Source organism: Roseibium aggregatum (assembly GCF_017309185.1).
Classification (GTDB): Bacteria; Pseudomonadota; Alphaproteobacteria; order Rhizobiales; family Stappiaceae; genus Roseibium; species Roseibium aggregatum_B.
This window is the reverse complement of sequence record NZ_JAEKJZ010000004.1, coordinates 109,388-123,740: the sequence shown is the minus strand read 5'-3', so window position 1 is coordinate 123,740 and position 14,353 is coordinate 109,388. Positions and strand designations below refer to the sequence as shown.

Sequence of the window (14,353 nt, the reverse complement as noted above, 5' to 3'; positions counted from 1 at the left end):
GATCCGTTTAACAAATCAAATTCGGTTTGATTTGCCTAGGTCTCTTTTGAGCGCCGGACCTTGTTGAACGCCATTTCCCTCGAAGCGGTCCGATGAACAAGACCATCACGGCAGCCTAGGGTACGGCCTGACCTGCCGTGGCACAGGTGCCATCGCCTCACCAGGTGTATTTGAGCTTCGCGGTGACGACACGGCCCGGACCGTACCAGCAGGCCCAGCGGCTGGCGCAACTTGACGTGTAACGCTTGTCGAGCAGGTTGCTCGCATTGACCTGAAGCTTCACACCGTCGAGCTGATCGGATATCGCGCCGAAATCATAGCTCGCCATGGCGTCGAGCAAGGTTGCGGACGGCACCTTGACGTCATTCGTCCAGTCGGTGCTCGGGCCGATATAACGCAGCCCAAGTCCGAGACCGATGCCGTCAAGCCGGCCCTGCGTGAAATTATAGCGGCCCCAGATATTGGCCTGATGCTCCGGGATACGGTCCACACTCAGGCCGACCTGGTCCGGATCCTCGTCCTCGGTGATCTTCGCATCGATGTAGGTATAGGACCCGACAAGCGAGAAATTCTCGGTAATCCGGGCATGCCCCTCAAGCTCGAACCCCTGGCTCCGGATTTCTCCGGTCTGGAAGACTTCGTTTGTCACCGGATCGGTCGTCGACCGGTTTTGCTGCAGGATATGGAAGACCGATGCATAGGCCTGGAACCTGCCGTCAGCCGTGGCGTATTTGACGCCTCCCTCCCACTGCTGCGCGGTCACCGGCTCCAGGGGCTGATCGTTGTGATCGGTTTCCAGAGACGGTTCGAAGGAGGTCGAATAGCTGACATAGGGAGAGATGCCGCTGTCGAAATTGTAGATCGCGCCGGCGCGTCCGGAAAAGGCGCTGTCGTAGAATGACGAATCCGTGCCCGCGTACTGATCCACCTCGGTCCCGGCCCAGTCGTAGCGGCCGCCGAGACTGACAGTCAGGTTGCCCACTTCGATCTGGTCCTGCAGATAGGCGCCAAGCTGCCAGGCGCGGGTAACCTCGTCGCTGGTCCACAGATTGAGCTTGATATCGGGGAGGTTGCCGTAGGTCGGGTTCATCCAGTTGATATCGAGGCCCGTGGTATCCCCGAAACCCCACTGATAGTTTCGCATCGAGTGTTTGAAGTCCACTCCGCTCAACAGCGTGTGGCTGAAGGCGCCGGTGTCGAAGTCGCTCTGGAGCTGGTTGTCGATGACGAACTGGTTGAGATCGGTGGAACCACCGCTTGGCCGCCGGGAGATGTTACCGGTCGAAGGGTCCAGCGAGCCCCAGGTGAGCGTCTGATGGTAGGTATCGACGATGTTGTAGGCGGCGTTCTGCCGGACCTGAAAGACCTCGTTAAAACGGTGCTCGAATTCATAGCCGATCTGGAACTGGGTCCGCCGGTATTCCTCGAAATCCGGATCGCTGACGTTGAAGTCGTTCGGAATGAAGCCGTGCGGTGTCGAATAAAGCGTGCCCGCCGCTTCTCTGAAATTCCGGAAGCCGCCCTTGGGATCGTGCGTGAAGAAAGACAACACCGTGATCGACGTGTCCTCCGAGGGGGCGAAGCGGATCGACGGCGCGATCGCAAAGCCTTCGAAATTCAGACCGTCTTCCTCGAGATCGGACCGCTCCCCGGTGCCGACGAGCCGGTAACTCCAGACCCCTTCCTTGTCGAAAGTACCCTGAAAATCGAAATTGCCGCCGATCCGGGCGTCCAGACCGGTCACCAGCTCGACTTCCCGGCGGGTCTCGCCGGTCGGTTGCTTGGTCACCAGGTTCACGATCCCGCCCGGGCTGCTTTGACCATAGAGAATGGAGGACGGTCCCTTGAGTACCTCGACCCGCTCCAGGAGGTAAGGCGGGATCTGCCCGAGCGAGCTCCAGCCGTATTCGAGACCGTTCACATAGCGCGGCACGTAGCCAAACCCGCGGATGTACATTTCGTCGTGCAGGTTCGAAGATCCCCGGTATTCCGTCGCAACGCCCGCCGTATAGCGCAGCGCCTCGGATACGCTGTCCGCGGCCTGATCCTCGATCTGCTGGCTGGGCACAACGCTGACCGCCTGAGGCGTCTTGATCAGGGGCGTGTCCGTTTTGGTGCCGGCGCGGCTGCGGTTTGCGACGTAGCCCTCGACCGGACCGTCCCCCTGCTCGACGATGTCCTCCACCTTGATCGTATCGAGTTTGACCGCGGCGGCGTCCTGGGCCATGGCGGCCGAAAGCGGGAAAATGCTTACGGTGGCAACCAGGTGAAGGGTGGTGAGTTGGGAGACTAGGCGGGACATTGCATACCTGCGTTTATTCGGCGGTCGCGACCGGGCCGAAAGCACCCTGCGCAACTCTTTAAACTTGACTTTATAACTCAGGTATTAGAGAGACTCGATAAATGAGTCCATCGGGCAAGCCTCGCGGAAATGCCAAGTTTCTTTCCGAAAACGCCAAAACGATGGAGCATGCCATTCGCGGAAAGATCAGGTATGGGTGACAGGCCGCCTCCTAGAAGATTTAAAGGTGGACAAGTCGTTCAGGTCGACAGTTGCCTCTGGCCGAGAACTTCCATCGAAACTGTCCGTGCGTCACGTGTGCGCGGTAAATTCCAGACTTTTATTTTTCTGGAGGGCGAACAGAGTTTCTGGCTTGACGAAAAGTTCTTTCACATCGATGCCGGACATGGCGCCGCGCGCCGTCCGAAGGCGCTGACATTCACCCTGGGCCGCGACACGGATATCCGGCTGCTCAAGGGGACCGACACACCGCTCAACAAGGTCTCCATCACCTCGCCGCTGGAGTGGATGGACCAGATGGAAATCACCACGTCCGAACGCTCCTCCGAGGTCGTGGATTTCATGAACGGTCATCTGAACCACCTTGTCTGGGAGCCCGGGCCGGACGTGATCGGCATCGCGGAGCAGATCTCCCTGCCACCCCGCTGGCTCACGGAAGACTTGCTCCCGCTCTACCGGTCGGCAAGGGGCCTCGACATAATGGTCTCCGTCTGCCGGCGCCTGACGACCGAGGTGTTTACGGACCCCCACCCGGTCCCCCTGTCGACGCGCGCGCACATGGAGCGTGTCCGGGAGTTCCTCCTGGACCGTCTGCATCAGGACCTGCAGATCGGCGAGATCGCCCGCGAGACGGGAACCAGCATCCGCTCGCTTCAAAGAAAATTCCGCGACTGTTTCGGCGAAACCGTCTTTGAATTCGTCCGCAACGCCCGGCTCGAGCGCGCGCGCGAAGCCTTGATGCGCGATCAGGTCAGCATCTCGGAGGCGGCCACCGTAGCCGGTTACACTTCTCCGGCCGCCTTCTCGACGGCCTTCAAGAACCGCTTCGGCGAAATCCCACGGCGGCTCAAGAGTTTTCACGCACCCGGCGTGCACGCGGAGTGATTCAGCCAGACCGGATTGACGTCCTTCGGATCGATCGGGAAATGGCTGTCTCCCGCGTTGTAAAATCTTGAAAACCTCCAGCGCCACAACACAATTGACGCGACGTTTCTGTGTCACAGGTCACATGTGCGCGGATAGCGGAACGAATACCCTTTCAATCAACGACATCTCGGAAAGACGTTCAGGCCGGCCCGGAATATTACCGCGCTGAAGCAAAATACTATTATTCGATTGGAGGAAAAATTTCATGGGAGAGAAATTTTCGGTCTTTTGTGTGCGCACGGCTCAGAAAAGGGGCGACAACGGTTACCCGATTGACCCTCGTTACATTGCGCTTCATCCGGAACTCCGCATACCGTTTCACGAATATTGCACCAGCATCGACCTCGGAAACGAAGCTCTGTTTCTGACAGAGGCGCAAGGGGGCGTTCTCAGCCGGAAAACCGTCAGGGACGCAAGTTACCGAAAGCTGCTACAGCAATTGGAACGGCTGTTCGAGAAATTCCTCACCCCCTACTCAGAGTACAAGATCCACATGACTCCGAACATGTTCCGGGAGGTTCAAATCTTCAACGGACATGACAGGAAAACCGATCAGAGAAGCGCCGAGATTTTCCTGTTCGAAACCATCACGGAAATCAACACATATCTAAAAGATCTTGATCATCACAATCTGTTCTACGGCAGCGAATACTTCAAAGGAATTCAACGGAAAAAGCCGTTTCTCAAGCCGGGTTTCGATTTCCTGACCTGGTAGCACCACCCGCAGACCTTCACGCCGGAACAACCAGAGGCCCGCCCCGTTTCGGATCGCGAATGACAACGCAGTTCAATCCGAAAAGTGTCTTCATCCAAGCCTCCGTGACCACTTCCTCAGGCGTTCCCTCGACCTCAATCCGGCCGTCCTTCATTCCGACGATCCGGTCCGCCACGCGGGCCGCGAGATTGATGTCGTGAAGAACCATGGCAACCGTCCGGCCGTCATTGACGTTGAGCGCGCGCACCAGGTCCAGGATCTCGATCTGATGCGGAAGATCCAGATAGGTCGTCGGCTCGTCCAGAAGCAAAAGCTCGGTATCCTGGGCGAGAGCGAGGGAGAGCCAGGCCCGCTGGCGCTGACCGCCGGAAAGCGCATCGATAGGGCGATCCGCCAGATGACCCAGACCGGTCGCCTCAAGCGCCCTTTCGACGGCCTCTTCGTCGGCGCGGGACCAGGGACGAAAAGGCCCCTGATGAGGGGTGCGCCCGCGCGCGGCAAGCGATCTTACGGTCAGCCCGGCCGGCGCGGGCGAAGACTGCGGCAGGAGGCCGAGCCGGCGGGCAAGCTGCTTTCCCGGCAGCTTGTGAATGTCGTGACCGTCCAGAACCACCTTTCCGCCACTGAGCGGCAACAGCCGCGCCAGACTGCGCAAAAGGGTCGATTTTCCGCAGGCGTTGGGACCGACGATCACCGTGACCTTGCCGGCCATCAACTTGAAATCGACATCCGGCAGGATCGTCTTGCCGCCAAGTTCGACATGGATGTGCGCCGCGGCGAGACCGTTGGGCAGTGTCTCCTGGGATGAGGTCGTCATAGGCGGTTCCGTTTGGTCTGGACAATGACAAGGCCCAGCAAATAGGGCCCGCCGATAAGAGCGATGAAAACGCCGGCCGGGAGATGATGGCCCTGGATGCCGACCCTCGCCGCCATGTCCGCCAGAACCGCGATCGTTGCTCCGCTCAAGGCGGCGAGCACCAGGCAGGAGGTCGCGGAACGGGCAAGTCCCCGGGCGATCGGCCCGGCCATGAAGGCCACAAACGGCAGCGGTCCACTCACGCTGACCGCCGCCGCGGCGAGCACCACAGCCGCAAGGCCAAGTCCCACCCGCGCCCCATCGACCGGCAGACCCAGAAGGCGCGCCACGTCGTCGCCGGTATCCAGGCGGTCGAGCGTGAAACGCAGATAACAGAGCACCGGCGTCAGAAGCGTCAGAACGCCGGCCAGAAGAACAACGGATTCCCAACCGCGCGCGTTGAAGCTCCCGGCAAGCCACCGCGCCGCGTCAGCGGCCTGGGGCGCGCCGGAAACGCTCAGGAAAAAATGCGTCAGGGCCGTCAGAGCGATCCCCAACGCCAGGCCGGTCAGAACCAGGCGGAAAGGGTCGAGGCCGTGCCGCCAGGACAGCGCCATCACCAGACCGGCCGTGGCGAGCCCGCCGGCAAGCGACCCGCTCACCACGTAAGCCGTACCGCCGGAAAGCGCTATGGTCGCCACCGCGCCGGCGCTGGCGCCGGCCGTGAAACCGATCACATCCGGCGAGGCGAGCGGATTGCGCAGCATCGTCTGGAAGATGGCTCCGGAAAGGCCGAGGCAGGCCCCCACCAGAATGGCGGCAGCCACGCGCGGCAACCGGAAGTCCCAGAATACGGTCGCGTCCATGCCTCGAGCGAAGAAGGCGTCGTCCCAGGCAAGCGGCCAGCTGCCCATGTCCAGCGTCAACCCGACAGCGGCCAGAAGCACTGCCAGGGCAAGCGCCGTGGCGAAAGCGGAGCGGATGCTTTCCGTCATAGCGCAACCACCCTGCCCCGGCGGATAAGCACCACCATGATGGGACCTCCAAGAAGCGCGATGGTCAGTCCCGCCTCGATCTGCAGACCGGGAAACACCAGACGCCCAACCGTATCGGCCACCAGAAGGAAGATGGCTCCGAAAAGCGCGGAAAACAGAACGGTAAGGCGCATGTCGCCCCGGGAAACCAGGCGGGCGGCATGGGGCATCAGGAGGCCGATGAAGCCGATCGGTCCGGCCAGCGCGACGGACGCCGCGCACAGACAGGTTATGGCGAGAAGGCTGAACAGGCTGGCCAGGCGGACATTCGTTCCAAGCGCGCGGGCAAGGTCGTTGCCCAAGGCAAGCGCGTTCAGAAACCTGGCGGCGAAGGCAGCCGCGGCAAATCCCACAAGGAACACGGGCAAAAGCGCGGCGATCTCGTCAAGCGTTATGCCCTGCAATGACCCGAGCACCCATTTCCGGTAAATGTCGAGCGCACTCTGGCTGATCAGCAGCAGGCCGTTGACCAGCGAAAACAAGAAGGCGGACAGCGCCGCGCCGGCGATCAGTAGTCCGAGGACGCCCAAACCGGACGCACCCAGCGCCCAGATGAGGCTCGACGCCAGAAACGCCCCTGCCAGCGCGGGCCAGACAAAGGCGGATGGGTCCGTCATTCCAAGCAGAAACAGGGGCAGAACGATGCCGGCGGTCGCGCCGGCGTTGACGCCGAGGAGCCCCGGATCGGCAAGCGGATTGCGCGTCACGGCCTGCATGATCGCCCCCGCCATCCCCAGGGACGCACCGACAAGGAGGCCGCCCAGGGTTTGCGGAAGACGGATCTGACGGATCACGATCTGCTCGGGATTGTTCGGGTCGAAGGCAGTGAATGCCTGCCAGATATCGGTGACGGCGACGGACCTGACGCCGAGCAGAACGGACGCCATGACAGCGGCCAGCAGAAGACCGGCGGTCGTTGCGAGAACCGCAGCCAACGGCGGAAACGCGGCAAAGGGGCGGCTCCGGGCGGTTAGCAAATCGTTCATTCGGCAAGCCCCGCCGCCACGGTCGACGGAACCCTGGTTTCCGGATCGCCGTCCACGGCGGCCTCGATGAGAGGCACGAGCCGATCGAGCGCATAACCAAGGCTCAGCGGGCTGGAAAAGGACATGGCGGCCGCCAGAAGCGGATCGGCGACCAGTTCACGCCCCTGCCTGAAGGCGCGCATGGTATGGCGCAACGGCAGCGATCTGACCGCGGAGACACCTACGCCACTGTCGAGCCAGATCAGGACATCCGTGTCATAGAGTTCGGTGAGTTCACGCGAAACGTTGATGTAGTAGGTTCCAGGCGACAGACGCTCGAGGGCGTCCGGGATCTCGAAGCCGAGTTCCTTCATCAGCCGGCCGCGGATGTCCCCCGCCGTATAAAACCCGGGCCCGCCAGGCCAGCCGACGGCAACCGTGCGTCCCTGCCAGCCTGGGTGCCGCCGGCGGGTTTCGGCGAATCGACCCTCGAGTTCCCGAACGAGACGGTCCGCTTCATCTGCCTTGCCGGTCGCCACACCGATGGTCTTCAGCATCACCGGCCAGGGTGTTCCGTAGGACCCGTATTCCGCTCTGGGAGCAAGCACGGGAGCGATTTTTGAAAGCTGACGGTATTCGTCCTCGGAAATGCCGGACCAGAGCGCCTCGATCAGGTCGGGCTTCAGCAGGGCGACGCGTTCGACGTCCACCTCGCCACGCAGGATGATCGGCTCGTGTCCTCCGAGCGCTTCTTCCGCCCAGGGCCAGACCCCTTGTGCATTGCCCCCATACCAGTGCCGGATCGCCACCGGTTTGATACCGAGCGCGAGAAGATGGTCCCCGCCGTTGTAGCTCAGCGAGACGATGCGTTGCGGCGTGTTTTCAATTCGGGTTTCGCCCCACATTGTTTCAAGCTTCACCGGCCCGGAGCGGTCTGCCTCGGCACAGACCCCGCAGACCGGAAATAGGACCGCGACAACAAAAAGGCACAGGGACCGGGCAAGTCTCATGGATCAGCCGCCGCTGCCTCACCGCATCCAGTAAGCGGCAGCCCGCCACTCGTGCTTTGCAAGACCGAGGGCCGACAGTTTCTTGCGGGCGTTCACGACTTCCGATTTCTCGCCCGCGAACCAGACAAAACGATCGGCCTGCGGAAGGTTCATGCCGGCAAGCGCGTCCGGCAGCGTCTCTTTGCCACCACGCAGAATCCATCTCACCGATACGCCCTCCGGCGCGGCAAGCGTCTGAATATCGTCTCGATGGCTCGCCACGATCACCGCCTGCCCTTTCGTGGACTCAGGAGCTGCTTCGAGCATGCGTGCGATCGCCGGCAGGGCGGTTTCGTCGGCAAATAACGCCAGCCATCCGGCCGCCGGGTGCCATTCGCCGCCCGGTCCCGTTATGGCAATCTTCTCGCCGCACTGCACACGCCTGCACCAATCCGTCACCCGTCCGCCGGCATGAATGAAAACGTCGAACTCCAGGATGCCGGCCTGCGGGTCTATGAAACGCGTCGTATAGACGGGCCGGTGCCATGCGTCCGCCCCACCGGGCCAGAGCGTACGTCCGGTCTCCGCGATGGTCGGCCACTCGCCGGCATGGTCTTGAGGCCCGAAAAGCAACCGGAAATGCAGACCGTCGCGCGCAAACCGCTCCAGTCCGGGATCGGCGATACGGACCCGGTAATAGGAGGGCGAAATCCTGGTGCACGCCTCGACCGTCGCTATACAAAGATTGGCGGGCAGACTGCCGGCTCGCGAAGCCGACCAGTTCAGACTGTCGGCGGCACCTATTTCGCTCAGGATGTGGTCCACCGTTTCCTGGAGCACATAGAGCTTCGTGCTGTCGGGCGCACTGATTGTAAGCCGGACGCCGTTGTTTTCGTCGCTGATATGGACTTCGCCATAGGGCGAGGTCACCCTAAGGGAAACGCCGTCGCGTTCCACGGGAAGGTCGTGTTCAAGCGCCTCGTTGAAAAACAGTCCGATCGCTTGTTCCGAAGGAATTTTGAGTTGTGTCGACGTTTGCACCGGCATGTCCAATCTATGCGCCAGGCGCGGGATCGACGGTCTGCGACGATCCTGGCCGCAGGACGCTTTCGCCACGGCTGAAGAAGCAAGGCCCTCCTGCCGGAGAACTTACGATAATTCTGGAGATGTGCTGGCGAATGGGACACCGGTGCGCAAGCAGGCGTCCGTTGGCTGGCAGATCTGGTAAAATAGCTGACTGCAACTGTCAAGAATTATACCCGCCGCAGGGGCTTGCACTACCATTTGGCATAAGCTTTCAGGCGGAAGGACCGGCCTTCCCCGTAGCTGCAGGTGTAGACCCCGTCGCAACTGGCCACGTAGCGGGTATCGGCGATATTGATCACATTGAGGTCGATCCCCCAATTGTCCCTTTCGTAGCCGACCTTGGCATCGAACAGGGTGGCTGACGGTACTTTCAGCGTATTCGCGTTGTCTGCCCAGGACTCTCCCTGATAGCGAATTCCGCCGCCAACGGTCACGCCCTCGAGCGGACCTTCCGGATGCGTGTATTCCACGAAAAGGGTGGCTAGCTGCTCCGGGACGACATTCGGCGTGTTGCCGACGATCGAAGTGTCAGCATCTTCGGTGATTTCAAGATCGTAGGCGGTGACCGCCGCGGTCACCTTGAGGTCGTCGGTAATATTCGCCTTGGCCTCGAATTCGACGCCGCGCGAGTTGACAGCGCCGATTTGCGTTTCCGCTCCGAACGGCCCCGTGACGACATTGCGTCGCGTGAGATCGAACAGGGACACCGTGAACAGCCCATCGAACCATTTCGGCCGATACTTCAGGCCGATTTCAAACTGTTCGCCGGTTTCCGGCTCGAAAAACGGCACCGCCGAAGAAGAGCCGATGAGCGGATTGAAGAAGGTCGCCGCGCTCGCGTAGGGCGTTAAACCGTTGGCGAATTCATAGGCAAGACCGGCCCTTCCCGACAGGGCGCCGTCGCGGCCCTGGTAGGCAGGCGTACCGGTCGCATCGCTGAAGACGTAATCGTAACGCCCGTTCAGCGTAGCGATCCAGCCGTCGCCAAACCGGAGTTGATCCTGAATGTAGGCACCGATCTGCTGCTGGACGATATTCTGGTCGATATAGGGAACCGGCGTCGGCTGAGCCGATCCATAGGCCGGATCGGTCACGCTGATTGTCGTGCCTGTGGCCGATGCCTGGACCTGATCCATGTTGAAATACTTGTAGTCCACGCCGAACAGCAGATCGTGCTTCACCGGTCCGGTTTCGATCTCGCCCTCAAGCTGGTTGTCGACCGCGAAGGTGTTCAGCTGCGTGTCGTGCTCGAACACGATGCGGCTGAACACCGGATCGGGAAGAACCGGCGTCGAGGAAAATCCGGAGTAGCCGAACGGGTAGAGGTTGAACTCGTGAATGTTGGCATATCCGTAACGCACGTTCTGCCGCACCGCCCAATCATTGTCGAACTCATGCTCGAACTCGTAGCCGATCCAGAACTGCTGCCGCTGATACGCGTCCAGATCGGGCTCGGTGTAATTCGCCTCCGGATCGATACGACCGAAGTTCGCGGATTTCACGGTACCGTAGTAGGGCAGGAAACTGGCCGCCCCGTGCACCTCGTCGAGATAGGTGTAGTTCGCCAGAAGCGTCAGCGACGTGGAGTCGTTCGGCGCCCAGGTGACACTCGGCGAGATGGATCCACGATATCCTTCCTGCAGATCGTAGTAACCGTCGCCACCTTGAATGCGCCCGGACACGCGGTAGTCGAACGCCTGGTTTATCCGGTCGCCAATATCGAATCCGAGATAGGCCGTGCCTGCGTCGTTGACCCCAAGCTCGGTGTAACGCAGCCGTTCCCCGGTCGGCTTCTTGGTGACGTAGTTCACGATTCCGCCCGGGCTGGAACCACCATAAAGAACGGATGCCGCCCCGCGCAGTACATCGACCCTGTCGAGATTGAAGCTGTCGACATAAAACGCGCCGAACCCGAACCCGTAGAGCTGCAGGCCATCCATGAAGACGCCGGTCTGCGTGGCATCGAAACCGCGCAGGAAAAACCAGTTGGTATCGGAATCCGGGCCATACGGCTGCGCGAAGACACCGGCGCTGTAGCGCAGTGCCTCGTCCGCCGTCTGCGCGCCCTGATCGTCCATTTCCTGGCGGCTGACGATAGACACGGACTGGGGAATTTCCTCGATCGGCGTATTGGTCTTTGCCCCGGTTCCGGTTGACCTGGCCACATAGCCGACGGTCGCCTGAGAGGCACCGTCCGTTTCGTTTTCCACCACGATTTCGGGAAGCAAAACGGACGCGCCATCATTTCCCGCAGCCTGTTGCGCATGCCCTGCCTGTGCCCAGGAAAGCATGAGCGCAATCGAACTGACGCTAAGTCTCAGGGTGGTTCCGCCGATCTTTTTCATTTTACGATACCCCGTCGCAAACGCCGTCCCGGAGCGGTCTTCGGGTCGGCAAAACTCTTGATAAGTGGAGTAATTAACTCAGCTTTAAGGGTATTTATTGGACGATCTTTCGGTGCTTTGAACGATTTTTCGCCAAAATCAGCTGCGTCTGCTTTTGCGCCAGACGTGAGGCGTCGTTCCGGCAAATTGCCGGAAGACCCTCGTTAAATGCGCCTGGTCTGAGAAACCGGCGGAGGCTGCGGCTGCACTGAGGGACATATCCGTCTCTTCGAGCAGCTGCTTGACACGATTGACCCGGGCGCGCATTTGCCAGCGGTGCGGCGGCATGCCGGTCGTCTGCTTGAAAGCATGGCAGAAATAGGCGGGCGAAAGGCCTGTCAGTGCAGCGAGGTCCTCAAGCCGGATGTTGGCGGCGCAATTGTCCTCGATAAAGCCGATCGCCTTTCGAAGCTGGTGGGGTGCCAGATGTCCGCGCGGTGAGCCGGTTTTGTGCTCGACCCGCATGAGCGCAACGAACAGCGCTCCGATCAGACTGTCGCCGTAAAGCGTGTGCAATCCGCTGGGGACCTCGCATTCCGCCGCGATCAACCGCGCCAGCGCCGCCAGACGCGGGTCGGAAAACATCAGGCGCGGTTCTTCCACCGCAGGCAGGCTGAAGTCATCGCCAAGCAGGCCGGACAGTGTGCCGATGTCGAAATGAAGATCGAGATGGCGGATCGAGGTCAGGTCCTCGATCCTGGACCAGACACGAAGACCCGCGGGCACGTAAAACAGCGGGTTGGCAAGCCGGTCCGAGGCAAGGCCGTCGTTCGGCGACGAAAGGACCTCCATCCCGCCCGGCCCGGTCTGATCGAGGACGACGACGAGACGCGGCGCATGGGAGACATATTCTCCCTGGGCGCGTGGGCCGCACTCGACCTGCCAGAGATCGGCGACCGCGCCCTTGAAGATGCGAAAGCGCAAATCGCCGACGACCGTCAGTCCCTCAACCGAACTTTGCATGCGCGGATGAAATGTCATCCCCGCGTTCCGTGAAAAATTGTCATCGGAGCTCAATGCTCAAACTTGAGACAAAATGTCAAGTTTGCACCGTTTTCGGCCCACCGACCACAGGCGCGAAGCTCTCACCGTTTCCCGCGCATGGCGCCTAACGGAAAGCCTGAACCGGAAAATCAAATCGTTTGCTGGAAAAGAACGGCCTCAGGCATTCAGGCGGTCGATGTCGTAGACAAGCCGCATCGTCTCCCGGCACCATTTCAACAGCCGCTCGCGCTCCTCGTGCGCACCGACCTGCGCCACCGTGGCAAGGCAGCCGACCATTACGTGATGCTGCAGGGTGGCGATACCGACTGGAAAGAGATCCGAAAGCGTTGATTGATGCTGAAACCTTTGCAGCTGTCTGCCCCAGGGTTATCCGCCGAACTGTATCGGCACTGTCATGGGCATACGCTTTTCACTGATATCTTTCGGAAATTTCGGCATAGGGGAAGCGCGCCGCACCATATCGATACCGGCCCGATCGAGAACCGAATTGCCGGAGGATCTTACGACCCGGATACCGGAAACGGACCCGCTACTTGCGATGACAAAAGTCACAACAACGGTGCCTTTGATATTCTTGCGGCTGGCCTCCTTTGGATAGCGTTTCGCACGCCGCAGCTTGGCGCTCACCTTACCCTTGTAGTTGGACCTCGCCCTGGTACCGCCGTCCTTGCTCTTGCCGTCTGCCCGGCCATTCTGAAAGCCCTTCGCGGAATTGCTGGTCACACGCTCTCCGCCCTTGCGGGATTGGGCGTTGGTTCCTCTCTTCTGGGTTGTCCCGGCCTTCACGGCCTTTTTCTTTTTGGTTTTTTTCTGCGCCTTCCGGACGGGTGGCTTCGGCTTGACCTTGGGGGTCTGCGTGACTTCCATCAGCGGATCCACGACCGGCTCCTGAACCTCGGGCTGCGGCTCGACCGGTTTCAGCACATCCGGATCTTCCGGGACTTCGGCTTGTGCGATCTCCACCGGCTTCTGCTCGGCAACCGGCTCCACAGGCTTGACGGCTGCGACCGTTACTTGCTCAACCGGTTCGAGCGGTTCCGCCGGCTGGACCGTCTCCGGCGGTTTGACCATCTCGACAGGTTTTGTTTCCTGTTCGGCCGGCGGCGTTTCAATCGGTGGCAGGTTCTCCGGGATTTCCAGCGCCGTGACCGGATCGGTGGTCGTCACCCCGGCCACGACAGGCAGGGCCGGGAGCGGATCCACAGCCTCGGGGAGGTCCACCGGTTCGGCCACCGATTGAAGAGGCTGAACCCCGACCGGTTTCACGACATCCTGTTGCGGGACCTCCTCGGTCTTCGTGACATCCTGCACGGGGTCGAGCGGGTCTTCCTCGGGTTCGATTTTCTCTACCGGCTCGTCGTCCGCGACCGTTTCGACCTTGGCTCCGGCAACCAGATCCTCAATGGAGCCAATCACCGAAACTCCACCACCCTGCGATGCCGCGATCAAGATCTCGTTCGGGTCGTCGGCGAAAAAAGCCGATCCGGACCCATGAATCACCAGGGAAGCGACCGCACCGGCCACGAGATAACGGGCGAACCTCACTTGGAGCCTCTCCTCGTGATGAGGACGATGTCGGAACGGCCTGCGTCTTTCAGGTCCTTGAGCACCTTTTCCAATTCGTCGGCTTTCAGCGATCCGTCGGCTGCAAGCTTGATCGGGCCGTCTTCTTTCCGCTGCCCGAGCCAGTCTTCAACCGTCATTTCCACGTCGCCGGCAAAGGTCCTGCCTTCCGGATCGAGGACCAGCGCACCGGTGGAGCGAATGGTCTCATCTTCCAGAATATTGAGCGGTGGCTCGATCTTGCGGGCATCGTCCTTGGCGACCGATCCCGCGAACAGGAAGAAAATCAGCATCAGGAAGACGACGTTGATCAATGGTATGGTGTTTTCCGGCGGCTCCCGCCGCGCAGGCGTTTTCATGCGCATGGG

The 14,353-nt window shown here is 60.8% G+C and carries 12 protein-coding genes; 2 read left to right on the top strand and 10 right to left on the bottom strand.

Annotated features, from left to right (window positions below):
• Nucleotides 1-157 precede the first annotated feature (157 nt).
• Nucleotides 158-2,302, bottom strand: a complete 2,145-nt coding sequence (locus JF539_RS18265) for a TonB-dependent siderophore receptor (RefSeq protein WP_207142157.1) — start codon at nt 2,300-2,302, stop codon at nt 158-160.
• Between the two features lie 297 nt (nt 2,303-2,599).
• On the opposite strand from JF539_RS18265, the gene JF539_RS28045 reads away from it, so the two are divergent.
• Entirely contained in the window at nt 2,600-3,406 is an 807-nt protein-coding gene (locus JF539_RS28045) for a helix-turn-helix domain-containing protein (RefSeq protein WP_207142156.1), read from the top strand.
• A gap of 247 nt (nt 3,407-3,653) precedes the next feature.
• Nucleotides 3,654-4,163, top strand: a complete 510-nt coding sequence (locus tag JF539_RS18255) for a hypothetical protein (protein WP_207142155.1) — start codon at nt 3,654-3,656, stop codon at nt 4,161-4,163.
• A gap of 16 nt (nt 4,164-4,179) precedes the next feature.
• Here the strand turns inward: JF539_RS18255 and JF539_RS18250 are convergent, their stop codons facing one another.
• From JF539_RS18250 to JF539_RS18210, 9 genes are all read right to left on the bottom strand, one after another.
• Entirely contained in the window at nt 4,180-4,980 is an 801-nt protein-coding gene (locus JF539_RS18250) for an ABC transporter ATP-binding protein (RefSeq protein ID WP_207142154.1), read from the bottom strand.
• Complete coding sequence (locus JF539_RS18245; protein WP_207142153.1) at nt 4,977-5,954, bottom strand: FecCD family ABC transporter permease; 978 nt, start codon at nt 5,952-5,954, stop codon at nt 4,977-4,979. The genes JF539_RS18250 and JF539_RS18245 overlap by 4 nt, the downstream gene beginning before the upstream one ends.
• Nucleotides 5,951-6,979 carry a FecCD family ABC transporter permease gene (locus JF539_RS18240; protein WP_207142152.1) on the bottom strand — a complete coding sequence of 343 codons (1,029 nt, stop codon included), beginning with the start codon at nt 6,977-6,979 and terminating at the stop codon, nt 5,951-5,953. The genes JF539_RS18245 and JF539_RS18240 overlap by 4 nt, the downstream gene beginning before the upstream one ends.
• On the bottom strand, nt 6,976-7,968 hold the full coding sequence (locus JF539_RS18235; RefSeq protein ID WP_207142151.1) for an iron-siderophore ABC transporter substrate-binding protein: 993 nt from the start codon (nt 7,966-7,968) through the stop codon (nt 6,976-6,978). Before JF539_RS18235 ends, JF539_RS18240 begins: the two co-directional genes overlap by 4 nt.
• Nucleotides 7,969-7,986: 18 nt before the next feature.
• Entirely contained in the window at nt 7,987-8,988 is a 1,002-nt protein-coding gene (locus JF539_RS18230) for a DUF2218 domain-containing protein (protein ID WP_207142150.1), read from the bottom strand.
• A gap of 236 nt (nt 8,989-9,224) precedes the next feature.
• A complete protein-coding gene (locus JF539_RS18225) occupies nt 9,225-11,378 on the bottom strand; it encodes a TonB-dependent siderophore receptor (protein WP_207142149.1) in 2,154 nt (717 codons plus the stop codon).
• A gap of 138 nt (nt 11,379-11,516) precedes the next feature.
• Nucleotides 11,517-12,398, bottom strand: a complete 882-nt coding sequence (locus tag JF539_RS18220; RefSeq protein ID WP_207142148.1) for a helix-turn-helix transcriptional regulator — start codon at nt 12,396-12,398, stop codon at nt 11,517-11,519.
• A 390-nt stretch (nt 12,399-12,788) separates the two neighbouring features.
• Nucleotides 12,789-13,967 (bottom strand): energy transducer TonB, encoded by a 1,179-nt coding sequence (locus JF539_RS28040; protein ID WP_207142147.1) that lies wholly within the window; start codon nt 13,965-13,967, stop codon nt 12,789-12,791.
• Nucleotides 13,964-14,344 carry an ExbD/TolR family protein gene (locus JF539_RS18210; RefSeq protein ID WP_209017406.1) on the bottom strand — a complete coding sequence of 127 codons (381 nt, stop codon included), beginning with the start codon at nt 14,342-14,344 and terminating at the stop codon, nt 13,964-13,966. The genes JF539_RS28040 and JF539_RS18210 overlap by 4 nt, the downstream gene beginning before the upstream one ends.
• Nucleotides 14,345-14,353: the final 9 nt, after the last annotated feature.